We start from the raw sequence: 23,459 nt of genomic DNA, 5'->3' as shown, positions 1-23,459 counted from the left end.
GTCCACCGATCACCGACGACCCGTGCTCGGCGGAGTCACGTTTATCACCCGACGGACGAATACCCCGGTCGTAGATGATCGTTGTACACGCGAGTTTCCCGGTCGACCCCGACCGACGCGATGACGCACTGGACCTGATCGAAGACCTCGTCGCCGAGTCACAGCGGGAGGACGGAATCGTCGACTACCGGGCGACGACGGACGTCGTCGATCCGAACGTCGTTCGCTTCGTCGAACGGTACGAGGATCAGGACGCGTTCGAGGCGCACACGCAGACGGATCACTTTCGGGAGTTCCAGGCCGCCCTGCCGGAACTGCTCGGTGGCGAGCCGGACGTCATTCGGTTCGACGTCGACTCGGCGACCGAGCTCGAGCTCTGAGACTGCCGTCCGGTACAGTTCGTCCGTCGTTCCCGCGATCCGATCCGCGTTCGCGACCCGGTGCGCTCCGCAAGAGACGCGAGTCGGTCGTCGACGGCGGCAAACATATCGATTCCTGCGTCGCCGTCCCAGCGAAAATCGACTGGGCTGCCGTCGCGATCAGTCGGCGGCGACGTCGTCTTCGTCGACGTCGACCGACGCGGCTTCCTCTTCGGCGACTTCCTCGGGGTGGGCCTCGAGGGTGGCCTTCTGGATCTCGACGCGGCGCAGCGGGTAGATCGTCTTGGCCTCGCCGTAGATGCCCGAGGAGAGACGGCCCTCGACGACGCTGTCGATGAGTTCCTCGAAGGACCGCTCCTCGGCGGCTTCCTCGATCATCTGGACCATCTGTTCGCGGATGGCCTTCTCCTGGCTCGCGTCGGCCTTCTTGGTCGTGAAGGCGACGGGCTGGATCTGGACGCGGTAGTCGTCCGTCGTGAGGACGGTGACGTACGCCTCGATCTTCGACGCACCGCGACGAACCAGCGAGCGCAGGTAGTCACGGGTCAGGGAGTGCTCCACGAACTCCGTGTACGCGCTGTCGCTGCCGACGTCGGTGATCTTGAAGGTCAGCTTCGTGTTGTTCTCGCTGGCGTTGTTGTTGAGTTCGCCGAGCGTCGTTTCGATGGTTCGGTCGTAGACTTTCTCCGGTTCGTCAGCGGGGGTTTCGCCGAGTTCCTGGCGGTCGAACTGCTCGGGTGCCAGGACGGTGTACCACCGCTTTTCCTGTTTCGCACGTGAAACTGATCGTTCACTCATTGTGTTGTGTCGTGTTCTGAGTCGCTATCGGTGTCGGACACAGGTCCCGTGTCCGTCGGTTCTGCGTGCTGTGCGGTCCGCGCCCCCTCGACGACGTCGATCGCGACCTCGAGGTTGACGACGTAGTCGTCGACCGTCGACTGCAGTCCGCTCGTCGTCTCGCGGTCGATCCGCGTGACGATCGTTCCCGCGCGCTCGTCGCGCCCGGCCGCGTCTGCGGCGTCGTTGCGCTCGACGGTCGTCGTCATCTCGTCGGTGTTGTCCGGGCGAATCGCCCGCGCGACGAGTGTCGCGTCGTCGTGTGTCGTCCGGATCGTCGCTCGTCGGCTCATAGCAGGTTCCTCACTGCCGCGATGATCGTCGAGTCGTCCACGTCGGGATCGTATCGCAGGTACCCGCGCCGGTGACCGACGTCGTACGCGACGTCGATCCCGGAGTCGTCGCCGGTCGCTGCGTCCGCCTCCTGCTGGGGAGCCGCGAGTTCTCGAGCGACGCCCTCGACGGTCGCGCCGAGGGACGCCGCGTCGCGGGTCGCGATCGCCGCTTCGCCAGCGCCGACAGCGAGAACGGCAGGCTCCGGCGATCGGGTCGCCGCCGCGATCCTCGCGACCGCCTCGACGGGACCGTCGTCGATACCGACGACGAACAGTCCGTCGTAGCGGCCCGTCGACGCGTCCGCGAGCGCCGCGTGAGCGCGGCGGCCGTGTGCGCGCCAGCCGTCGAGTGCGGCGTCGCAAACGTCGTGGCCCATCGCGAGCGCCGTCCCCGTGCCGGGGTCGGTCCGCGCCAGCGCCTCGAGGACGTCGGCGAAGCCGCCGATCGTCTCGAAGGGGGCGTCCGGCGTGGCGTAGGGTCGCACGGCTCGTCCGACGGTCTCGGCCGCGGCGTCGGACGCCCCGTCGGCGCCGACGGCGTCGAGTGCGACCAGCGAGCCGATGGCGCGACGATCGTCGGCGTCGAGGCCGTCGTGATCGCCGTCGAAGGCGTCCGAAAGGGCCTCTCGAGCCGCGTCGAGATCGCCGGACCACGGCGCGCGGAGCCGCGTCGAGTGCGCGACGCCGTCGATCGGGTCGGCGGTCGGCACCGCGACGCCCGGCCGCTGTTCGAGGAGGCCGCGTTCGCGTGCGATCTCGAGGAGCCACTCGCTCTCGCCCGCACCCGGTTCGCTTCCGCCGGCGACGACGCCGGCGAGTGCGAGTACCGGTTCCGGCGTCGCACCGATTTCGCGGACGAGATCGACGGCTTCGAGGGTCGCGGGTCGGTCGGTCGCCGCGAGTCGGACGAGGTCGTCGGGATCGGCGGCCGCGTCGGCGGTACCGACGACGACCGTCACGTCGCCCTCGTTGGTCGGTGTGCGGACGCGTTCGGTTCGATCCGCGACCGTCCGACAGACGGTTACCTGGAACGGCGTCCCCCGCTCGTCGAGGGCCGTCGCGAGGAGCCCGCTCGCCGCGAGCCCGTCGCCGTCGGCGCGGGCGACCAGTCGGACGAAGCCGGCGCTCTCGAGCGCGCTCGTGGCGGACGCCGGCTCGGCGGATCGACCCTCTGTGGACATGTGACTGGACTCCGGTTACGCGGCGTCTTCGATGAGTTCCTTCGCGAGGTCGGGCGAGTACGTGAAGTCCGGCTCGAGTTCGTCGCCGCGGTAGTACGCGACCAGGCGGCGGACCTTCGCTTCGGTGTTCTGTAGGGCGCGCTTGTTCTGGTAGTCCTGCTGGTTCTGCTGGACGTGCTCGCGAAGGCGCACGGCGCGTTCCATCAGGTTCCAGAGGTCTTCGGGGATGTCCGCTCGCGCGTCGTTCTCCTCGAGGATCTCGGTGACCTTCTTGCCGGTCGCCAGTTTGACGTCCGGAACGGGCGTGCCGGTCACGCCTTCGTCGCGCAGCTTCATCCCGATCTGACTGGGATCGTAGCCCTGCTCTGCCAGTTCGACGACCCGGTCTTCGATGTCTTCGGGGTCGACGTCGCTCCACTCCGGTGGTTCGTCTGCCGACGGCTTGTCCGAACCGGACGAGCCGCGACGGCGGGTGTGCATTCGTGCCATTGTTGAGGATAGGAATCGCACTGACCGCTGGTATGATCGGCTCTCGCCGTGCACTTCCGCAATCCCAAGCCACCCGGAAAAGGGGGTGACACAGTCGGATTTGCGGCCGTGCGCTTCCCACCGTCCCTTTCCTCGTCGGGGACTAAAGGGTTTCTACATCGGGGCTAACGCCGACGTCGACACCGACGCGGCCTGCTGGCCCGTTCAGACGAGAAGCGCGAAGAGCAGGACGGAGAGCCCGATCATGGCGGCGGCGTGTTTCGCGCCAGCGCCGACGTCGCCGGTGCTCAACTGGCCGGCGATCAACCCGGAACACAGACCCTGAACGAGCGTCGCGTGATAGAACAGCGTGGCGTAGGCGTCGGCGTCGCCGTCCGAGAAACCGCCGAGGGCTCCGACGCCGGAGTCGGACGCCAGCTCCGCGCTCTCCGTCGGAAGGTTCGGGAGGAGATAGCCCGCGAGCACCGCGATGATAAAGAGAAAGACCAGAAACGAGACGTAGACGACGACCATGTACTCGACCATCGCCTGCTTGCGCTCGCGCTCGAGCCGGCGGTCGGCCGCCGCCTGCCGCGCGGCGATCCGGAGCGTGGTCGCGAGGTCGCCGCTCGCGTTCATCGACTCGGTCAGCAGCGTGACGACTCTGGCGATCGATCGGGTCCCGACGCGGCCCTCGAGCCGGCCCAGCGCGGTCCGGAGGTCTGCACCCCACTCGACGTCGGCCCAGACGCGGTCGAGTTCGTCGCCGAGCGGGCCCAGATCCGACCCCCGGACCCGATCGATCGCCGCCACGATCGACAGTCCGGCCTCGTTGACGCTGGCGAGTCGATCGAGCAGATCCGGCACTGCAGCCTCGATCGCCGCGATCCGGCGGCGGTGGAGTTCGTACGCGACCGCGAAGACGGCCACGACGCCGAACGTACCCAGGGCGATCGTATCGTCCACCGCAGCCGCGTCGAACCCCCCCTCGAGGGCCGCGGGCAATCGCCTCGTGATCGCGACGGCCGCGATCGGGACGGTGATCGCGAGCGTGAGCGTCGGTCGGCCGACGAGCGTCCGAACGGGACGACCGAAGCGGTCCCGAAGGCCCTGCAGTCGTCGGGAGTACCGTACCCGTTCGACGTTGGGGTGGGGACGCGGACCCGACTCCTCGCCGGCGGCCCCGCCCGTTCGGGTCGCCGCCGTCGACGGTGGCTCGACCGCCGCGCGCGCTCCGTCGACCCCGCTACTGGGATCGAGCTTCTCGGTAACCATACTCAGGTAGACCACGAACCCGAGGTTGGCGACGGGCAAGAGCACGTAGACGAGTACCTGCAGCTGTCCGAACGTATCGCCCGCGGCGATCCCGATGACGACGAGGATGGTGATGAGAAAGAGCGGTCCCGCGACCAGCACCGTGACGTAGGCCTCCGCGAGCGTCGCGAGCAGGTCGAGGATGCCGTCCTGCTGCGACTGGGCCTCCTCGCGGTAGTCCTGATACTGGCGCTCGAGGAACCCGGAGAGACCCTGGCCGCTCTGGAGGACGCTGACGAGGTTTTCGGTGAACTCGCGGAACTGCGGGCTCGGCGAGCGCCGCCCCATCGTCTGGAGGGCGGTGATGACGTCGGTCCCGACGATGTCCATGCTCCGGACCGCGACGGAAAACTCCGCGGCGGCCTCACCGTAGGTGTCCTCCTGGTCGGCGACGACGCGGACGACTGCCGGGAACGCCATCCCGCTCTTCGAGAGCGCGTAGATGAACGCGACCGTCGAGGGAAGTCCGGCCTCGATCCGGCGGGCGCGAGCGTCGGCGACGTACCCCGGGTACCACCACCGGAGCCAGTAGGTCCCCCCGCCGGCGACGGCCCCCAGCGTGAGCGAGGACCCCAGCAACAGGACGGCCAGTTCGCCGAGCGACAGCGTCGGGACGCCGCCGAGGACCGCGAGAAACGCGAGGGCGCTCGGCAGCGCCGCGCGCATGGTCGCCGGATCGATCGAGAGGAGCGCCAGCAGCCCCCAGATAGCGTAGAGGCCGACCACGGAGCCGACGACCGCGGCGAGCACGGCGTACAGCAGCGTCGTCGCCCCGTACTCCCGGATCGTCGTGGGGGCGTGTGCGGCCCGCAACGCCGCCGTCCGCTCCGGATGCTCGTCCCGAAACGCGTCGACGTGGTCCCCGAAGACGCGGATCGCGATCCGGCTCAGGACCCGATCGACTCGTGCCGAGTACCTGGCGGCCGCGACGGGAATCACGAGGAGCGCCACGAGAACGAGCGGCACGGCGGTCACGAGTCGCATCGGTCTCGATCGGCGCGGTGATCTGTCTCGCGGTGGTCGTCGGACCCGCCGTCATCGTCGGACCCACGGTCGTCGATCGTCTCGAGGACGCGCTCCGGATCGCTGTAGTACTCGTTGACGAGCGCGGTGAACCGACGGTAGTCGTCGATCCCGTTGGCCTGCAGGTACTCGAGGAACCGCTCGCGATTCTCGAGTTCGCCCAGCAGTTCGGTCTGGCTCCAGCCGCGCTCGTCGCGGATCTCGGAGAGGACCCGACTGCCGCTGCGCTGGAAGCTATCGGTGTCGCTGTCCCATGTGTAGGCCGTCGAGTAGTCGAGTTCGCCGGTTCGCTGGTCGACGCCCTCGATCTCGGCGAGCACCTTGTTCCGGCGCACCCGCTGGTCGTCCGAGCGGGTCAGCGTCTGGACCGAGAGGATGTCGAGGCTCCGAACCATCGACCGCGGAACGTCGATCGGCTCGTTCTCGAGGCGATTGATGGCCGTCTGCACCGAATCGGCGTGCATCGTCGAGTAGGTGGTGTGACCGGTGTTCATCGCCTGAAAGAGGGTCATCGCCTCCTCGCCGCGGACCTCGCCGACCACGATGTACTCGGGGCGGTGGCGCAGGGCAGAGCGCAGCAGGTCGTACATCGTCACGTCCGTCCCCTCGTGAATGCGTTCGCGCGTGAGCGAGGAGAGCCAGTTGTCGTGGGAGAGCTGGAGCTCGCGGGTGTCCTCGATGGTGACGACCTTCGACCGCGGCGGGATGAACATCGAAATGGCGTTCATGCTGGTCGTCTTCCCCGACGCGGTCCCGCCAGCGAAGACCAGGCTCTTGTTGTGCTCGATCGCGAGCCAGAGGTAGGCCAGCTGCTCGACGCCGAACGTGCCGTACTCGAGCAGGTCGATCGGCGTGAACGGATCGTCGGCGTACTTTCGGATCGTGAAGGCCGATCCCCGCGGAGTCACCTCCTCCCCCAGTGCGAGTTCGGCGCGGGAGCCGTCGGGGAGCGTCGTCTCGACCATCGGGTCGCCGATGGAGATGTGACGACCCGAGTGTTGCGCGAGGCGGACGACGAACCGGTCGAGGTCGGTCTGTCCGAAGGAGACGGACGTTTCGATGTCGGTGTACTCGTCGTGATAGACGAAGATCGGCAGGTCGTAGCCGTCACAGGAGATATCCTCGACGTGGGGGTCGTGCATGATCGGATCGAGCGCTCCGTACCCCCGGAAGTCGCGGTAGATCGAGTAAAACAGGCGGTAGAACGTCGCCGTCTCGATCTCCGCGCCGTAGCGCTCGAGGGTGTCGCGAATCGTCTCCCGCAACAGCGTCTCGATGTCGGTCCCCTCGTCGTCGCGGTAGAGCAGCGGATCGCGGACGTCCTCCAACAGCGTCTCGAGCAGGACCGCCTCGTCATCCCGGAGCGTCGGCTCGACGGTGTGATATCGGTGTTCGTTCGCCTCGCGATCGTAGCCGATCGAAACGAACGAGAACGGCGCGTCGACCCAGTAGCGGTCGACCTCCTCGAGCCCTGTCGGGCCGTCGTACGCGACCAGCGGTCCGTGGGCGTCCGGATCGTAGTCCGCGATGTCGAGGGTCGATCCCCGAAGGGTCTCGGCGACGCGCCGGAGCGTGCGGCGAGCGGCGTCGATCGTCGATTCGCGGCGATCGTCGCCGGACGGCGGGTCCGGTTCCGCTCCGCGATCCGCAGTGGGCTCGCGGTCGCCGGTCGGGGGAGCGTCTTCGGGCCGATCGCTGTGTGCTGGGGGTGCCATTGAACGCGGGGTTCGTGACACGTCTGGACGGAACCGTGATAAATGAGACGGCCGATTCGGCTCCGATCCGGCTGGCCGTTCGTGTACCTGCCACACAGTGAACTGTTCTATCGGCTGTATTTTTCGTGCGTTACGTTCATACCATGGGAGAACGAAGTCAGGGGCACGGAATGAGGCGCGAGCACTTCACGTTAGACGTCAACAACATCGACTGGGTCGAAACGGGCGGCGAGCCGGCGAAGCCCGCGGTATCGATCGATTTCACCGGCCCGGCGACGATGCTTCGCGAGCGCCTCACTGGTCCCGACGGAGACGTTCTCGAGGCGAGCGAAACGGACACAGCCCTTCGCCTGCAGGGACCGCTCGGGGACGACACCACGGGAGTAGTGAGTGTGACCAACCGCGTCACCGGCGAGTTCATTCTCGAACTCAACGAAGACGCGGACGACGTCCTCCAGTTCATTCGAGCGGCGCGGGGCTACGGCGAGGATGCCGCCGACGACGAGGGCCGGTACGAAGTCGAGATCACGCTCGACGGCGACCCGTTCGTCAGCTACGACAAGCGGACCTTTCTCGTCTACGACGACGAGGGGAGCTTGCTTCGCCAACACAGTCTGATCCCGAGCGGCGTCGAACTCTAGAACCGATTCGTCGCTCCTATCGACTGGGACCGGACCGGCAATTATAAGTGTTTTAGGCTCGCCTAAAGGGAATGTACGCCGGCAGACGCCGGAGGGTCGATTCATGGCGAACGGACAACTACTCACGACGACGGTCACGGAACGGGGCCGAGACCCGACGACCGCACCGACGGTTCTCGAGCTCGACGGCATCGCGAAACGGTTCGGGAGCGAGGACGTCATCGGCGACCTCTCGCTGACCGTCCGCGACGGCGAGATTCTGACGATGCTCGGGCCGTCCGGCTGCGGAAAGACCACGACGCTCCGACTGATCGCCGGCCTCGAGAAACCCGACGCCGGCCGGGTTCGACTCCAGGACGAGACCGTCGCGGGCGACGGCCGCTTCGTGCCGCCGGAGGAACGCGGCGTCGGCGTCGTCTTCCAGGATTTCGCGCTCTTTCCGCATCTCACCGCCCGCGAAAACGTCGCGTTCGGCCTGCAGGACTGGAGCGAACCCGATCGCGCCGCCCGCGTCGACGACCTCCTCGAGCTCGTCGGCCTCGCGGATCACGACGAGGACTACCCGAACGAACTCTCCGGCGGCCAGCAACAGCGGATCGCGCTCGCGCGCTCGCTGGCCCCCGAACCGGAGATGCTGTTGCTCGACGAGCCGTTCTCGAATTTGGACGTGGACCTGCGCGTCGAGATGCGCGAGGAGGTCCGCCGGATCATCAAGGAGACGGGCGTCACCGCCATTTCCGTCACGCACGATCAGGAGGAGGCGCTGTCGATCTCCGATCGGGTTGCCGTGATGAACGACGGCGACATCGAGCAGATCGACACCCCGCAGCAGGTCTTCCAGCAGCCCGAATCCCGTTTCGTCGCCGGCTTTCTCGGCCACGCCAGTTTCCTCTCGGGCGACGTCCACGGCGACCACGTCGACACCGCGCTCGGCCGCGTGCTCCGCGAGGACGTCCACGGGCTCGCACACCAGTACGACGGCACCGCCGTCGATCTGCTCGTGCGCCCGGACGACGTGACGGCTGCTCCCGCCGAGGGACCGGAGGCCGACGGTCGCGTCGTCTACCGGCGGTATCTCGGCCCCACGGTCCTCTACCGCGTCGAACTCGACGGCGGCGAGACGATCGAGTGTATGCACAACCACTCCGATCGGATCGACCTCGACGAGCGTGTCGACGTCCGCGTCACGGCCGATCACGAACTCGCGTGGTTCCCCGTGGACCACCGTGAGGACGCCGAGGCCGACGCCGACGCCGATGCGGTCTCCGCCGGCGCCGACTGATCGACCCGCGCCGCCGACCCCCTCGAGACTCGTCGCTCGTCCTCGGATGCCACGTCGATCGTATTTCCAAACAGTCACGTTGATACACAGCCACGCGTGAGATACGGTATGGCTGACAGGAAACGGATCGCGACGAACTGCGGGATCGCCGGTGCGCTCGTCTCGCTCGGAGCGATCCTCCTCGCGACGGTCCTCGCACCGCCCGAGACGTTCACCTGGCAGGGACGGGCGCTCTCGGATATGGGTCGCTACGGAGCCCCGACGTTCCCGGTGTTCAACGGCGGTCTGATTCTGGGCGGCCTCGTCGGGCTTCCGTTCGCCTGGCGGCTGTGGATCGCGAGCCGCAACGTCCTCGAGCGCGCCGGTATCGCCCTGCTCGCGATCGCCATCGCCGGACAGATCGGCGTCGGGATCTTCTTCCTCGAGCACACGGCCGTCTACCTCGAGACGAGTCTGCACGGAGTCGCGGCGCTGACCGTGTTCGGCATCGCGCCGTTCGCGAGCTGGGTCTACGGGACCGGGGCCGCGCTGGCCGGCGACGGCCGGCTCGCGGTCGCGTCGTTCTGGTTCGGAAACGTTCACCCGGTCGTCTGGTTGGGATGGCTGTTCGCGATCGGCGGGGCCCTCGATACCGGGACGTGGTTCGCCGTCCCCGAGTTCGTCGCCGCCGTCGCCTTCGGCGGGTGGATCCTCTCGCTCGCGGTCGCCGTTCGCCGTCGTCCCGACGGCGAACCGGCCGGTGCCCGCAACGACAACGAACTGGATGTACCGAGCCGCTGACTGCTCCAGACGGGTGTTGCGACGCACGGCCACACAACGCTTAAATTGAAACCGTTCCTAATGGCGAGTATGCATAAAGACGAACTCCTCGAGCTCCACGAAGAACTCGTCGTTATCATGGAATACTTTTCGGAGCGCGAGGAGGTCGACGAAACGCTGTTCGATCCCTACCGCCAGCTCGATGTCGATCCCTCGCACGTCCACAAGTCGAAGAGCGAGCACAAACACGCCGTCTTCGTCCTCGGAAACGCCCTTGCGAGCGCGATGAGCGAGGACGAGTTCTCGAGCGCCGGTCGAATCGGCAAGCGGATGAAGGAACTCGCCGAGGACGCGGAGTCGAAAATATAGCTCATTTCTAGGCGAAACGTATTTGGTGTGGTTCCCGCTTGTTGACGTATGGACCCGCGCACGCAAGAGCGCGTCGAGGAGTGGGACTCCCGCCAGTTCAGCGGCGGTTTCGACGGTCTCTCCGATCTCGCTGATGCCAATTTTTCGGGTGCCGTCTCGGCAGTTGGCACGTGGCTCTTTATGCTCAACGGCCGAATCATCGGCGTCATCGACGGCGATATCGAGGACTTCGAAACCGCCTCGGGCACGCGGTACGAGGCCCCCGATCCGTCGCTGCCGTTGCTCTGTACGATGGAGGAACGCGGCGGCGAGACACGGGCGAAATACTACACCAACGAGACGCCGCTCCGGGAGGTCGACGGCACGCTCCAGAGCGGTTCGTTTACCGGCTACATCGAACTGAGCGAGAACGTTCTCAGCGGCGACTACTACGCCGTCTACTACGGCGGCCGTCGCATGGCCGCCGCCTACATCGGCAACGCCGAACGACTGCTCACCGGCGACGAGGCCTTCGATCGAGCGGCCGACGAGGTTGGCATCTACGAGGTCAGAGATGTCGAGATCGAGGTCACCGACGTCCCGGGAACCGAGGCGACATCGACGTCCGACGCCACCGACGACCGCGACGCGAGTTCGGCGGCCGGATCGGCCGGGGCTGGGACAACCACGTCCGAGTCCACGACCGACGCCGACGCGAGTGCCGATCCGACGGCGTCGTCGATCGAGCCGATCGACGTCTCGAGCACCGATCCAGTCGGCACCGGCGAGGTAGCCGGCGGAGAGGCGATCGAGGACGTCACCGCGGACGACGAGTCGTCACTGATGTCCGATATCGACCTCACGGACGATCCAACGGGGATTACGACGACCGACGAGACCGAGACGGACACCGAGTCGGTATCGGACGGCATCACCGAGGCAGAACCGTCCGTCGATCCGACGTCCGACTCGATCGGGACGGACGCCGGGTCCGACGCTCGAGCGCAGGACGTGATCGATCAGGCCGAACAAGGGGACGACATCGCGGGCGCATCCGTCATCGAAGAGGCGTCCGAGTCGTCGTCCGACGACCCCGCCGTCGCGACCGATACGACGCCGGCGACTGACGATCGGAACGACTCGTCGACCTCGACCGCTGCGGCCTCCGCCGAAGCGGATTCCGACGTGACCGATCCGGACGAGACGGCCGCCGGAACCGACACCGAGACGACCGCGAGTTCGAGCCCCGACCTCGAGGAGATCGAAGCGGCGGCCGAGGAGTTGGCCGAAAACGATATCACCTGGGTCGATGACGACGACGAGGACGAAAACGCGGAGGGATCGACCGACGAACCTGCGACCGATGCCGACACCGATACCGAGCCCGAGAACGCGGACCCGGACCCGGACGCGGAGGACGGCGATCTCGAAGAACAGTTCGAACGCGAGGAAGCGTGGCGAGAGACGCGGCGCATTCCCTCGATCGATCCGGACAACAGCGAGCCGACGGCGTCGTCGGACTCGAGCGCGGGCGGTCGCGACGCGAACGCGAGCCGATCCGCAAGCGTGGGGTCGGAGTCCGCTTCCACGTCGACCAGCACAGGAGCCGACTCGCGCTCCGCAGCGCAGACGACGGGGTCGACGGCCACCTCGTCCGGATCTCGATCGGAGCGATCCGAGACGCAGCCCCGTCGACAGGAGTCGGACCGAACCCGGACGGGGGCCTCGAGCGGCGACCGCGGCTCCGGATCGGCGGAGAACCGCGTCGCGGCGCTCACCGAGAAGGTCGAGACGCTGCAGGAACAACGGGAGGCCCTCGCGGCGAAGACCAAGGAACTCGAGAGCGAGCGCGACCGGCTGCGGTCGGAGAACGACGAACTGTCCTCGACGGTCGAGCGCCTCCAGTCCCGGATCGAGGAGCTCGAAACGGAACTGAAGCGGGAACGGGCTCGCGAACGCGACGCCGCCGGCGGTGCGGAACCCGAGGTTCGTGCCGGCACCCAGCTCGCGCCGGAACAGGCCCTCTCGGGGACGAACCTCTTCGTTCGATACGCTTCGAAGAGCAAGCCGACGCTCGAGACGGCCCACGACGGTGCCGCCAACCGCAGCGAAGTGGCGTCGAACATCCGGCTCGAACACCACACCCAGTTCGACTCGGCCGACACCGCGGTCGACGGGGAGCCCTACGAGGAGTTCCTCACGTCGACCATGGAGTACCGGTTCGTCAACTGGCTCACCGAAATGGTCCTCTACGAGATCCGCGACACCGGCAACGCGGACGCGCTGGCGGACCTCTACGACGCGATTCCGCGGATCGATCGGGCCGAGCTCGGCGCGACCATCTCGCTCGCGGACGACGACACCGAGGACGTCCCCGATCAGGTGACCTTCGATATCGTCGCCTTCGACAAGATGGGCAATCCGTTGCTGCTGGTCACGCTCAGCGACTCCCGGGAGCCGGCGTCGAAGGAACTCCTCGCGGAACTCGAGGAGGCCGCCTCCGCAGTGAAGGCCAACTATCCCGATCTCGCGGCGGCGATCGCCGTCACCTCGAGTTACTTCGAACCCGGTGCGCTCGAGGTCGCCGAACAGGCGACCAGCGGCGGCTTCCTCAGCCGCGGGTCGAAACTCAGTTACGTCAACCTCTCGCGGAAAGAGGGTTATCACCTCTGTCTGGTCGAGTCCCGCTCCGAAGGATTCCACATGAACGTGCCGGAGCTGTAGGCCGCGGGCGGCTATCGGAGCCCGCGGTATCGCCGCGGGCCCTACCTGACGGAGACCGACGTGTGTGACGCTCGCAGAAAACCGTCGCAGAGATCGTCGGCTCGAGGCGCTATCGGGGTTCGAGCGCTCCCGCGCCCGCGTCGGCGGTCCGTTCCGCGACGTCGACCAGCGTGAACCAGGTGTTCAGTGCGGCTCGCAGGGCGACGACGTCGTCGGCGTCGATCCCGATTCGAACGCGCGAACCGTCCCGCTCGAGGGTGGTGTGCGAGCGCTCGTCGTCGATCTCGCCGATTTCTCGGGCGACGCTCTCGGCGACGAGTTCGGCGCGCGACGCGGTCTCGTAGTCGAACTCGAGGGTCGCGTCGTGAGAAGACACGCTGGCTACTGGACGTCGACTTCCTTGACGTCGCGGCTGCGTTCTTTCAGGAGCACGCGGTGGCCGCAGTAGGGACAGCGGACGCCGCCGTACTCGTCGAGCTGGACGTCGCGTTTACAGCGAGAGCATTTGTAACTCATACTGGACTGAGAGGGGCGTTATTCGTCGTCCTCTGCGAGGGCAGCGCGGATGGAGCGCTGGACGGTGCGGCCGGCGGGGGTCTCCGGGCGGTACGCGCCGCCGGTGAAGATCTCGCCGGTCTCCTCGTTCTTCCAGATGCCGGTGCCGACACGGGTGACGTCGTCGCCGTCGACTTCGGCGCGTTCCATGTCGTCTTCGATCTCGCTGACGCGACGTCGTGCGACGCGGCCGTAGCGGGCACCGAAGCGACCAGCGCTACCGACCTGTCCTTTCTTGGCCATAGTAGTGCTGTCTATCGCCAGCGGATTCTTAAACCTGTTGAGTCGCGTTGGACGTCGTGGGAGCGCCGGTCCGCCCCGTCGGATCACGAACCGCCGATCCGATCGGCGACCGGCCACGCGAGCAGTTCCCCGACGACGAGCGCGAGGGCAGCGAGATAGCCGACCGGCGCGAGCGGTGCACCGAGCAGCCACGTTCCGATACCCGTCGCCGCGATCAGCGTCCGGGTCGCGAGCCCGCTCACCGCCAGCAGCGGGATCAAGGTCAGGACGGCATCCGGTCGCTCGAGCATGGCTAATTATATCTAATTACACCCGTCCCGTTAAGCCTCGGACAACCAGCAGGAACTGACACTTCCATCGGGCCGCCACAATACTTGCCTCGAGAGTCTCCCGATCGGGGAACCGACGCCGACGGATGAGAATCCGGTTCCGGGAGATCGGCCAGCCGTTGCCGTGCCTACTGGAACTCCGCATCCGCGAGCACGTCGTTCAGGTCCTCGCGGATCCGCTCGCCCATCTCCCGGTCGCGGGCGGTCGTCACGACCCGGTTTTCCTGCACGCTCGAGCCGTCTCGAAGCAGCATCCGGACGTTGCCGCCGTCGTCGGCGCGGGTCACCTTCGCGCGCATGCCGGACTGGGACCCCTTGCCGCCGGCGTCGATCGGGCCCGGAATCACCTTCTTCACGTGGGGATGGCCAGCGACGGTCTGGATGGCCCGCATTCCCGTTCGTCCGCCGATGAGGGTCGAGTGACTCCCGCCGATCTTCTCGGCCGGCGGCGTCTCGACGACGTCGAGCGCGCGGTTCCCGCGTCGCTCGAGGACCGCTCGAACGGGGTCGTCGTCGTCGACGCGATAGAACGGATAGTGAACGTCCTGGCGAACGGCGCGAATGACCGTCCGAACGCCGCCGGCGTAGACCTCCTCGGGACGTTTCCGCCGAATCTCGTCGCCGATCAGCCCCGCGAAGTTCCGGAGTTCGACGGGCTCGTTCTCGCCGTCCTCCGGCGTCGTCGTGATCGTCGTCTCCCCGAGAACCTGTTCGTCCGGGTCCGCCGGCGTCTCCCCCTCGCGGGCCTCGTCCGCACCCGCGAGCATCGTAATGGTCGCCCTGTCGCGCGCCGCCTCGAGGACGATCGCCGCCGTGTTGGCCTCTCGACAGACCAGACAGAAGTCCCCGGGTTTCTCGAGCGGCGATGCGCAGTGGCGACACTCCATAGCGACCGTTGACGGGACGCGTGTAAAACAGGCGTGTTTTCCAACCGGTCACGCGATCGCTGCGGCCCGGTGCCGTTCGAGCGGCTGCCGGTCGCGGGTCGACCTCCCGCCCCGTCCGCCAGGGACGGGCGTCCGCGACCGACGGCTCACAGAATCCGGTCGAAGACGTTCCGAACCGGCTCCGTGTCGACGATGTCGTAGGGGACCCGCAACGGGGAGATCGACACCCGCTCCTCGAGCAGGGCGTGCCGATCGGTGTCCTCGGCGTCCGGAATGTCCCGGTTGGCCATCTGCTGCCAGAGGCGGTTCGTCAACTGGAACCCGCCGTTCTCGAGGGTGGCGTCCATCTCGTAGACCTCAGTCGGGCGCGTGATCGCGAACCCGTTGGGCTCGCAGTCCGGCCGCGGCACGTTGACGTTCAGGTAGTCCACACGGTCGAACAGCCCGGTGCCGGGCGCTTCGCTGACGAGTTTCGCGGCGACCTCGCCCGCCCGTTCGAAGTCCGCCGGCTCGAGCTCCCCGTCGAGGCCGAGCGTGTCCATCGAGACGGCGATCGACGGGGCCCCGAGAAAGGCCGCTTCCATGGCGGCGCTGACGGTCCCCGATCGGGAGAAGACGTACGCACCGAGGTTCGCACCCGAGTTACAGCCGGAGACGACGAGATCCGGGGCCGGCTCGAGGGCGTTGACGCCGACGATGGCGCAGTCGCAGGGGGTGCCGTCGACGGCGTAGCCGAGTTCGTGGTCGGTGTGCGGGACCGGCGAGGTAAACGCATCCGCTTCCAGGTCCAGCGAGTGATCGTCGTCGGGCGACGACCGCGTCCGGCCGTAGGAGAGCGATCGGCCGACGGCGCTCCGGTTCCGGTCGGGTGCGACGACGGTGACAGTCGCGACGCTCGAGAGCGCGTCGTACAGCGCCCGAAGACCGGGCGCGTCGATGCCGTCGTCGTTCGTCAGGAGAATGTTGGGGTTCGAGTCCAGTTCCATTGCCCGTTCGGTCGATGGCGGGCGAGCTACGTATCAGTTCGGTTCCCCGGCATCGACAGTCGCGCCGGCGGCGCTCGCTACCGCAGGGTCCGCTACGACGACGTATCGACCGCGTCCGTGAGCCTCGTTCCACACGCCGGGCAGTACCGCGAGCCGTTCGTGACCACCGCGTCGCAGTCGGGACAGGTGATCCCGCCGCTCGGCTCGGTGGCAGCCGCCAGGTCCTCGCCGCAGGACGGGCAGTAGTCGGCCGACGTCGGGACGTCCGCCCCACACGACGGACAATCGGCTGTGTCCTCCCACAGAACGCGCCGCTGGGACTTCGAGACGTAATTGTACGCGCCCCAGACGACGTTTCCCAGACCCATCGAGAACCAGAACGTCAGGAGCGCGACCAGCACGTGAGTGATCACCGACCCGAACTCCCGGTCGACCATCACGACGCGGTCCGGCGTCTCCTCTTCGATCCGCCACCCCCGCGCGACCAGGTCGTCGATCTCCGCCTGCAGGCGTTTGCTGTGCATACCTGAGGGAAGACTCGAGCGGTCAAAAGCCTGTCAGTGGGATTGCGACTGGTCGGCGACTGACCCGTTCGCGTATCTGGTGTGGACGGTCGGGGGAACGAATCGCCGATCGGCTGGTCGATCGCGACGACGGCTGGCTGAAACCGCTCCTGGTCGCTGCGGGGATCAGCGGAGCGCTCGCGCTGACCGGTATCGGTGGCCTGCTCGGACTCTGTATCGGTGCCGCCGGCTTCGGTTCGGTACTCCGAAGCTACCTCGGCTAACAGCGGGCACGGAGGTCAGTCGAGGCGCACCAACACGCGATCGAGCATCGGACTGTGCGAGACGTTCATCGCTCGGTACATCCGCCCTTGAACGAGGATCGAGACGAACATCCCGCACGCGAGAATCGTTGGATACCACGTCGTCGGGATGCCGTTCCGGTGGACCCACAACGCGCTGGCGACGCCGACAACGGTGAACGCTATCGAAACGAGGAGGTGGACCCTCGAGACCAGCGGTGCGCGCGATCGCTGCGCGCTCGTATAGAGGTGCTGTTCGGAGAGGCCCAGGAGCCCCTGAACAATGTACAGTGCCGACATGAATATCGAGAACAACTCGAACATAGGTCACGGAAGATTTGACAACGATGTAACTGTAACGGTCGAAGCCGTTACCACGGCAGCTACCGCCGGCGGAGATCGAGCGGATTGCGGGCGGGCGGCCCAGTCCGCCCCCTCATTCCGAGATATTTTATGATGATTTAATAGCTACATACACCATAATATCGGTCCGTCCGCAGTCGCTAACTGCCCGATAAATAACAGTGGAGAGTCGGTAGGACTGTTCGATGGATGAACGACGATCGGCAGTGTTCGTTATCGGCGTTAGCCTCCTGACGCTCTTGCTCGTTCTATCCACGATTCCGATGTCCCTTATTCCACACAATCACTCGTACGAACTCACGGGAGACGCCGACTATCGATCGGTCGTCATCTTTCGAAACGACGACATCGAACCGGGACACAGCGACGAGCTCCGTCGGTCGGTGGATCAGCTATTTATCGACGAGGAGGTGCCGGTGACGAACGCCGTCATTCCGACGACAGACGGGGAGTCGATCGCGACCGAGGAGTCGTTCTGTCGAGAACTCACCGCACAACGGCGGGCGAACCCGGGACTGATCGAGTACTCGCTGCACGGCTACCGCCACGAGCCGAACGCCGACGGCGCTCCGCGAACGAACGGCGGAAATTCGACCGTCAGAAGCGAGTTCGGTGGCCTGCCGGCGGCCGAACAGCGCGACCGGCTCCGCAACGGTACCCGAATCATGGCCGACTGTCTCGAGACCACCCCACGGTCGTTCGTCCCACCGTATGCGACCTACGACAATGCGACGGTGTCGGCGCTCGCCGCGGAGAATTTCACGACCGTCGCCGGCGGTGGGTGGTTCACCGAGTCGTATTACGGGCGGACGGAGCCGTTCGAGACGGACTCGGTCGTCCACCTCCCGGAGGATCAGGGCTTCGTCAAGAACTGGGAAACGAACGCGTTCCACGAGCCGCAAACGCTTCGCAACCAGTTCGAAGACGCCTACACCAGCGGTGAGATCTACGTGCAAGGACTTCACTACTGGACGTTCGACAGCGACCGCCGATTCGAACAGCTCGAGTCGTTCATTCGCTACGTCAAACGGCACGACGACGTCCTGTTCCTGACGCTCGAGGAGTTCGGCGATGCATCGCGGGACGGGCGGCTAACGGAGGCGGGTAACGGCTGGTCGTACACACCTGCGGACGATCAGCCGGTCTACGATACCAATTAGGGACGCGGATTCCGGATGCGATCCGCATCGCTCACCGCCGAGCGGCGCTATGCACACACCGAATGCGCGTCAGCAATGGCGTATGCGACCGCCTTTGTTTATAAGATAAAGACGATATAATTTATACTGTATGCGTGGAATCGAGGGGCGTAATGAAGGTACTCTGTGTCGCCGCACATCCCGACGACGAGGTTCTCGGCGCGGGCGGGACGCTCGCCAAACACGTCGCGGAGGGCGACGAGGTGGAAGTGTTCCTGCTGAGCGACGGTGCAATGGCTCGCTTCGAAACGGAGACCGAAGCCGCCGCGGAGCGCCGAGCGGAACGCCGAGCGGAAGCGGCGGCCGCGGGCGACATCCTCGGCGTGTCGGACGTGACCGTCCTCGACTACTGGGGGAATCAACTCGACGACGTGCCGCTCATCGACGTCGTTCGCGACGTGGAGTCCAAAATCGACGCGTTCCGACCGGACGTGATCTACACGCACCACTACGGCGATCTCAACGTCGACCACGAACTCGTCGCGCGCGCCGTCCGGACCGCCGCTCGACCGACCGTCGGTTCGCCGGTCGACCGAGTGCTCTCGTTCGAGACCCTCTCGGCGACCGAGTGGGGGATGCCGTCGCCGGACAACGCGTTCCAGCCCACTACGTTCGTCGATATCGACGAATACCTGGAGCGGAAGATGGCGGCGATCGACGCCTACGAAAGCGAGATGCGGGAGCGGCCGCATCCGCGTAGCACCGAGGCGATCCGGAACAACGCCACGGTCTGGGGAGACAAGTCGGGCCTGTTCGCGGCCGAGCCGTTCGAGTTGCTCGTAGAGCGCCGACGGTAACGGTCGCGACGATACCGGTCGGCGAGCGCACACTCGCTCGAGTGCGATACCGCGAACGGCGTATTATACACCTTTTAATTTCTAAAACAAAGGTATAGTAAAGTCGAATAGATCCCACTTCCCGCGTAATGAGTGGAACTGTCGCCGTCTACCAGCCGCACTACTATCCGCGACTCCATTATCTCGCACGCGCCCACCAGGCGGACGTCTTCGTCATCTACGACGACGTCGAGTTTTCGCGACGGTCGCGACACCACCGAGCCCACATCGACTATTACGAGAAGGAGTGGCTCACCGTTCCGGTCGCGCACACCGGCCAGGAGACGCTGATCACCGAGACGCGGGTCGACATGTCGGTCCCGTGGCCGGCGAGACACCTGCAGACGCTCGTCGGGAAGTACGGGAGTCAGGCGACCGACCTCGAGCCGTTCTATCGACGGCTCTGCGTCTCCCTCGTCGATCCGGAGACGCTCCGTGACGATATCGACCGGGTGGGCGAGCTCACGGCGGACTCCGATATCGGAGCACTGCTAGACGACTGGGTCCGTATCGATACGCGGTGGCGGGACCGACTCGAGGAGTACGAGGTCCCCGAACTCCGTGCGGAGAAAGAGCGGCTCGACGAACGGATCGGTGAGCGGAAGCGGGCGGATCCCGCCGCCGATATCGACGACCTGCTCGCGGACGCCGCCGCGATCGACGAGCGACTCGAGACGGCGACCGACGCCTGTCGAGAGCTCAAAGAGCGGCGCAACAGAACGCTGGTGGCGCTCTCGAAGTCGCTCGGTCACGAACGGGACGTCGATCGATTGCCGCTGTACGAGCTCTGGAACCTCGACGGCGTCGACCCCGAGCGCTGGACGAGCGACGTCAGCCTGGCCGACGTAACGGTCCCGCTCGTCGAGGAACTCCTCGAGCGGTTCGACGTGACGTCGACGGTGGTTCGCTCCAGCGAGGTCGGACTCGAGCATCCCGGCGACGCCTCCGAGTATCTGGCCGCGCTGACCAACCACTTCGACGGCGACGCGTATCTCTCCGGTGCGGTCGGTTACGAGAACTACCTCGAGGAGGACCCCTTCGACGACCGCGGTCTCGACGTTCTGGTACAGGACTGGACGCCGTCGTGGGAGGACGGTAACGTGTGCGCCCTCGACGTGCTGTACGACGCCGACGATCCGGGACGGTACGTGACGGAGGGCGGTGAATGAGCGACGACCAACCGAACCCCGGCGACCGCGCGGCTGAGGGCGCGGAGCCGCCGTCCGACGGCGATGGGCCGCTGGTTTCCAGGCGAGCGGCCCTCGGGACGCTCGCGGTGAGTGCCGGTGGCGTCGGCGGATACGCGGCCTATCGAAACTGGGACGACGCTCCATGGCTCGGACCGCTCTCGGGACCGAGCGACGACGAGGATCGCCTCCGGAACGTCGACCGCTCGATGCCCCGCGAGGATGAAATCGACGATCGAATCGAGACGAATCGAACGGCGGGGCTGTCGATCACCGTTCTCGACGGGCAGGGAGAGCCGGTTCCCGACGCCGACGTGGAAGTGACGATGAATCGACACGAGTTCGGCTTCGGAACGGCCGTCAACGCGGCGTATCTCGTCGACGAAACCGACGAGGGCGACCGGTACCGAACGCTGATTCCGGAACTGTTCAACAAGGCCGTCCTCGAAAACCACCACAAGTGGGGGTTCTGGGAGGTCCCGGCGGAACGTGACCGGGCCGAAGCGGCCACCGACTGGCTGCTCGAGCAGGGGCTGGAGATGCGGGGGCACGCCTGTATCTGGCAGAAGCGCGATCAGGGAGCGATCCCGGACGACGTCGTCGAGGCGATGGACGACGGCGACGGCGATCACATCGAGACGCGAGCCGCATCCCACATCCGGGATATCGTCGGCTACTACAGCGACGTGGCCGGAGTCACCGAGTGGGACGTCCTCAACGAGCAGGTCGAGGAACACGAGATGACGTCGATCATCGATTCGAACTCCCGTCCCACGAACTCCCCGACGGCGGCGGAGTGGTTTCGAATCGCGGCGGCGGCCGACCCCGACGCTCGGCTCTATCTCAACGAGTACAGCGTTCTGGCCGGCGACGAGACGGCACACAAGGACGCGTTCGAAGAACTGGTCGACGCGCTCCTCGATCGGGGTGCGCCGCTCGACGGACTCGGATTGCAGGGTCACCACTGGAGTCCGACACAGCGTCGGACGCCGACGCAGTTGCTCGAGACGCTCGACCGGTTCGCCGAGCGGGTGTCGTCGGTTCAGGTGCACGAGTACGATACGTGGGGCGAGGAGTGGTCGGAAACGATGGAGGCGGAGTACCTCTATACGTTCCTCAAAACGGTGTTCAGCCATCCAGCCGTCGAGGGGTTCATCATGTGGGGGTTCTGGGACGCGATCCACTGGCACGAGAACGCTCCGCTGTTCCGATCGGACTGGTCCAAGAAACCGGCGTACGACATCTATACGGACCTCGTCTTCGACGAGTGGTGGACGGACGAGACGGGCCGAACGGACGACGACGGCGTTTTTCGAACAACGGCAGTGCTCGGGGAACACGAGATTTCGGCAACTGCGGGGGAGACGACGGCGACCGCGACGCTGCGACTCGAGGAACCGACCGATCGAGCGGTGACACTGTCACTCGAGGAGGAATGATGGAGCCGAAATACGATCGCAGCGACACTTATATTCAGAATGATAAAAATTTAAATGTGGGCAGGTAAGAATTGAAATCTATGCATCGAAGGGGGGAGTAACGAACTGTGGCAACGCCGCTTCCGTTTCCCGGTCTCTCCGCACTACTCGCGTCGTACGGAAAGTTGTTCAAATCGCGCCGGCCGTTTCCGGTGACGGACGGGGGTGATCGGCCGACGATCACGGCGATCATCCCTGCGTTGAACGAAGAGCGGACGATCCCGTACGCGCTAACGTCGCTCGCGGTGCAGACCGTCGCTCCCGACCGCATCATCGTCGTCGACGACGGGTCGACCGACGACACGGCGGCGATCACGAGCGAACTGAACGACGAACTCGAGGTGTCGGTCGAGCTGTGGCAACACGACGAACCGATGGGCAAGACTGTAGGGGTCAAAGAGGTCGCTCGCTCGGTCGAGACGGACACCCTGTTCGTCCTCGACGCCGATACGTTCCTCGAGAGCGAGGACTACCTCGAACGGCTGCTCGCACCGCACATCGAGTCGGACGTCGCCAGCTCGTTCGGGATCGCCTATCCGACGGAAACAGCCTCGAAACGGGCGTTTCACGACGAGTTCAGCGCGGATCTGCTCCCGGACGAGAGCGTCACTCGGTCCCATATCGAAGCCGACCTCGCGGCGGCCGAGTCCCGGTCCGGCCCGCTCGAGTATCTCCGGAGCGGGGCACCGGTCGTCCAGTATCGGAACGTGAGTTATCACGTCGAACAGCGGTTCTTCGGCGACGGCTTCTATCGGCTGTTCGATTCGGCGCTGTTCCCCGTGGGCTGTGGCGTGTTGTACGACCGCGCGAAACTGGTCTCCGTGTTCGACGACTACGAGGAGTCCCACGGGAACGACCTGACCAACAGCGAGGACATCTTCGTCGGGTTCGCCTTCTGCGACCGCGGGTGGGCGAACGTCCAAGTCGACGACACGTTCATGCGATCGGACGTTCCGGGACTGAAAGGGACGTTCGAGCAGAACTACGCGTGGGGATCGGGCTTCCTGCAAAGCGCCTACTACTTCGGGGACCTCACGACGCGCTACCGGAAACGCGAGATCGAGGCGGACGCGGAAACGGCCGACACCGGTGGCGAGCAGGCCGAGTCGGAACCAGTGCCGTCGGCCGAATCGAACCAGCCGGCGTCCGGCACGGAACGCCAGCGTTCGGACCAGCAATCGGTCGACGAATCGAACCCCGACGGAGACGAGTCAGGGACGAAGAACGCAACGGACCGGACTGACTCGAGTCGATCCACCGACGAATCGGCGACCGTTCTCCCGCCGCTGGGTCGCGCCGTCACGGCGCGGCTCGTCGACGGGCTCTACCCGACGACGGTCCTCCTGTTTCTCGTGCTCTCGTTTTTCGGGGTAATCGGCCTCGAGATCGTCGGCTTTCTGGTGCTGTGGGAACTGACGTTGTACACGGTTCTCGCGATCGCAACTCGTTCCGAGCGGGTCCACTTCGTTCGTAACTTCGTCCCGTTCGTCCTGATCCGGATGCTGATGATGCCCGTCCTGACGTATACGTATTTCCGGGTCGCGACGGACATCGTAACCGGCAACCGAAACTGGAGAAAGTGAG

25 protein-coding genes and 1 pseudogene are annotated in these 23,459 nt (G+C 66.0%); 12 read left to right on the top strand and 14 right to left on the bottom strand.

Translation table 11 applies throughout. The features are described from left to right. The first annotated feature begins 74 nt into the window (after window positions 1-74). Window positions 75-380, top strand: coding sequence for a putative quinol monooxygenase (locus BMX07_RS08950; RefSeq protein WP_090616949.1), 306 nt, complete (start codon window positions 75-77; stop codon window positions 378-380). 159 nt (window positions 381-539) lie between these two features. Here BMX07_RS08950 and BMX07_RS08945 read toward each other — a convergent pair whose 3' ends face one another. The 6 genes from BMX07_RS08945 to BMX07_RS08920 all read right to left on the bottom strand — a co-directional run bounded on the left by BMX07_RS08945 (window position 540) and on the right by BMX07_RS08920 (window position 7,253). After that, on the bottom strand, window positions 540-1,178 hold the full coding sequence (locus tag BMX07_RS08945) for a 30S ribosomal protein S3ae (protein ID WP_090616947.1): 639 nt from the start codon (window positions 1,176-1,178) through the stop codon (window positions 540-542). Beyond that, entirely contained in the window at window positions 1,175-1,510 is a 336-nt protein-coding gene (locus BMX07_RS08940; protein WP_090616945.1) for a KEOPS complex subunit Pcc1, read from the bottom strand. Before BMX07_RS08940 ends, BMX07_RS08945 begins: the two co-directional genes overlap by 4 nt. Then, window positions 1,507-2,733, bottom strand: coding sequence for an exonuclease (locus BMX07_RS08935; RefSeq protein WP_090616943.1), 1,227 nt, complete (start codon window positions 2,731-2,733; stop codon window positions 1,507-1,509). Before BMX07_RS08935 ends, BMX07_RS08940 begins: the two co-directional genes overlap by 4 nt. 15 nt (window positions 2,734-2,748) lie before the next feature. Further along, window positions 2,749-3,222 carry a 30S ribosomal protein S15 gene (locus BMX07_RS08930; protein ID WP_090616941.1) on the bottom strand — a complete coding sequence of 158 codons (474 nt, stop codon included), beginning with the start codon at window positions 3,220-3,222 and terminating at the stop codon, window positions 2,749-2,751. Window positions 3,223-3,426: 204 nt separating this feature from the next. Beyond that, window positions 3,427-5,499 carry a type II secretion system F family protein gene (locus BMX07_RS08925; protein WP_090616939.1) on the bottom strand — a complete coding sequence of 691 codons (2,073 nt, stop codon included), beginning with the start codon at window positions 5,497-5,499 and terminating at the stop codon, window positions 3,427-3,429. Further along, entirely contained in the window at window positions 5,487-7,253 is a 1,767-nt protein-coding gene (locus BMX07_RS08920) for a type II/IV secretion system ATPase subunit (protein WP_090616937.1), read from the bottom strand. Before BMX07_RS08920 ends, BMX07_RS08925 begins: the two co-directional genes overlap by 13 nt. A gap of 170 nt (window positions 7,254-7,423) precedes the next feature. Here BMX07_RS08920 and BMX07_RS08915 point away from each other — a divergent pair, with 170 nt between their 5' ends. From BMX07_RS08915 to BMX07_RS08895, 5 genes are all read left to right on the top strand, one after another. Continuing rightward, window positions 7,424-7,894, top strand: coding sequence for a DUF5793 family protein (locus tag BMX07_RS08915; protein WP_090616935.1), 471 nt, complete (start codon window positions 7,424-7,426; stop codon window positions 7,892-7,894). A gap of 103 nt (window positions 7,895-7,997) precedes the next feature. Further along, entirely contained in the window at window positions 7,998-9,176 is a 1,179-nt protein-coding gene (locus BMX07_RS08910; RefSeq protein ID WP_090616933.1) for an ABC transporter ATP-binding protein, read from the top strand. 108 nt (window positions 9,177-9,284) lie between these two features. Beyond that, complete coding sequence (locus BMX07_RS08905) at window positions 9,285-9,956, top strand: DUF998 domain-containing protein (protein ID WP_090616931.1); 672 nt, start codon at window positions 9,285-9,287, stop codon at window positions 9,954-9,956. A gap of 69 nt (window positions 9,957-10,025) precedes the next feature. After that, window positions 10,026-10,304, top strand: a complete 279-nt coding sequence (locus tag BMX07_RS08900) for a UPF0058 family protein (RefSeq protein WP_006181940.1) — start codon at window positions 10,026-10,028, stop codon at window positions 10,302-10,304. A gap of 48 nt (window positions 10,305-10,352) precedes the next feature. Continuing rightward, entirely contained in the window at window positions 10,353-13,007 is a 2,655-nt protein-coding gene (locus BMX07_RS08895) for a cell division protein ZapB (RefSeq protein WP_090616930.1), read from the top strand. 109 nt (window positions 13,008-13,116) lie between these two features. Here the strand turns inward: BMX07_RS08895 and BMX07_RS08890 are convergent, their stop codons facing one another. The 7 genes from BMX07_RS08890 to BMX07_RS08860 form a co-directional block, all read right to left on the bottom strand. Then, window positions 13,117-13,383 (bottom strand): KEOPS complex subunit Pcc1, encoded by a 267-nt coding sequence (locus BMX07_RS08890; RefSeq protein WP_090616928.1) that lies wholly within the window; start codon window positions 13,381-13,383, stop codon window positions 13,117-13,119. Between the two features lie 5 nt (window positions 13,384-13,388). Continuing rightward, window positions 13,389-13,523: a DNA-directed RNA polymerase subunit P gene (locus tag BMX07_RS08885; RefSeq protein WP_006181151.1), complete on the bottom strand. Its 135-nt coding sequence runs from the start codon at window positions 13,521-13,523 to the stop codon at window positions 13,389-13,391. 18 nt (window positions 13,524-13,541) lie between these two features. Then, window positions 13,542-13,805 (bottom strand): eL43 family ribosomal protein, encoded by a 264-nt coding sequence (locus tag BMX07_RS08880; protein WP_090616926.1) that lies wholly within the window; start codon window positions 13,803-13,805, stop codon window positions 13,542-13,544. A gap of 83 nt (window positions 13,806-13,888) precedes the next feature. Next, window positions 13,889-14,095: a hypothetical protein gene (locus BMX07_RS08875; RefSeq protein WP_090616924.1), complete on the bottom strand. Its 207-nt coding sequence runs from the start codon at window positions 14,093-14,095 to the stop codon at window positions 13,889-13,891. A gap of 167 nt (window positions 14,096-14,262) precedes the next feature. Continuing rightward, window positions 14,263-15,021 (bottom strand): DUF2103 domain-containing protein, encoded by a 759-nt coding sequence (locus tag BMX07_RS08870; protein ID WP_090616922.1) that lies wholly within the window; start codon window positions 15,019-15,021, stop codon window positions 14,263-14,265. Between the two features lie 146 nt (window positions 15,022-15,167). After that, window positions 15,168-16,007: a 5'/3'-nucleotidase SurE gene (gene surE / locus BMX07_RS08865; protein ID WP_090616920.1), complete on the bottom strand. Its 840-nt coding sequence runs from the start codon at window positions 16,005-16,007 to the stop codon at window positions 15,168-15,170. Between the two features lie 92 nt (window positions 16,008-16,099). Beyond that, window positions 16,100-16,531 carry a zinc ribbon domain-containing protein gene (locus BMX07_RS08860; protein WP_090616918.1) on the bottom strand — a complete coding sequence of 144 codons (432 nt, stop codon included), beginning with the start codon at window positions 16,529-16,531 and terminating at the stop codon, window positions 16,100-16,102. Between the two features lie 70 nt (window positions 16,532-16,601). Here BMX07_RS08860 and BMX07_RS25630 point away from each other — a divergent pair. Then, window positions 16,602-16,794, top strand: a pseudogene (locus tag BMX07_RS25630) (hypothetical protein); the annotation flags it as partial. Between the two features lie 15 nt (window positions 16,795-16,809). Here the strand turns inward: BMX07_RS25630 and BMX07_RS08855 are convergent. Further along, window positions 16,810-17,136 (bottom strand): hypothetical protein, encoded by a 327-nt coding sequence (locus BMX07_RS08855; RefSeq protein WP_090616916.1) that lies wholly within the window; start codon window positions 17,134-17,136, stop codon window positions 16,810-16,812. Between the two features lie 224 nt (window positions 17,137-17,360). Here BMX07_RS08855 and BMX07_RS08850 point away from each other — a divergent pair, with 224 nt between their 5' ends. The 5 genes from BMX07_RS08850 to BMX07_RS08830 all read left to right on the top strand — a co-directional run bounded on the left by BMX07_RS08850 (window position 17,361) and on the right by BMX07_RS08830 (window position 23,458). Then, complete coding sequence (locus BMX07_RS08850) at window positions 17,361-18,335, top strand: DUF2334 domain-containing protein (protein WP_090616914.1); 975 nt, start codon at window positions 17,361-17,363, stop codon at window positions 18,333-18,335. A 152-nt stretch (window positions 18,336-18,487) separates the two neighbouring features. Next, window positions 18,488-19,171: a PIG-L deacetylase family protein gene (locus BMX07_RS08845; protein ID WP_090616911.1), complete on the top strand. Its 684-nt coding sequence runs from the start codon at window positions 18,488-18,490 to the stop codon at window positions 19,169-19,171. Window positions 19,172-19,299: 128 nt separating this feature from the next. Beyond that, entirely contained in the window at window positions 19,300-20,379 is a 1,080-nt protein-coding gene (locus BMX07_RS08840) for a WbqC family protein (protein ID WP_090616909.1), read from the top strand. Continuing rightward, the gene (locus BMX07_RS08835; RefSeq protein WP_090616907.1) at window positions 20,376-21,836 is read left to right on the top strand and encodes an endo-1,4-beta-xylanase; all 1,461 of its coding nucleotides are present in this window, start codon (window positions 20,376-20,378) and stop codon (window positions 21,834-21,836) included. Before BMX07_RS08840 ends, BMX07_RS08835 begins: the two co-directional genes overlap by 4 nt. A gap of 107 nt (window positions 21,837-21,943) precedes the next feature. Beyond that, window positions 21,944-23,458, top strand: a complete 1,515-nt coding sequence (locus BMX07_RS08830) for a glycosyltransferase family 2 protein (protein WP_090616905.1) — start codon at window positions 21,944-21,946, stop codon at window positions 23,456-23,458. The last annotated feature ends 1 nt before the right edge of the window (window position 23,459 follow it).

Source organism: Natrinema salaciae, assembly GCF_900110865.1.
Lineage (GTDB): Archaea > Halobacteriota > Halobacteria > Halobacteriales > Natrialbaceae > Natrinema > Natrinema salaciae.
Note: the sequence above shows the minus strand (reverse complement) of the source record. Positions and strands in the feature narration are given on the sequence as shown.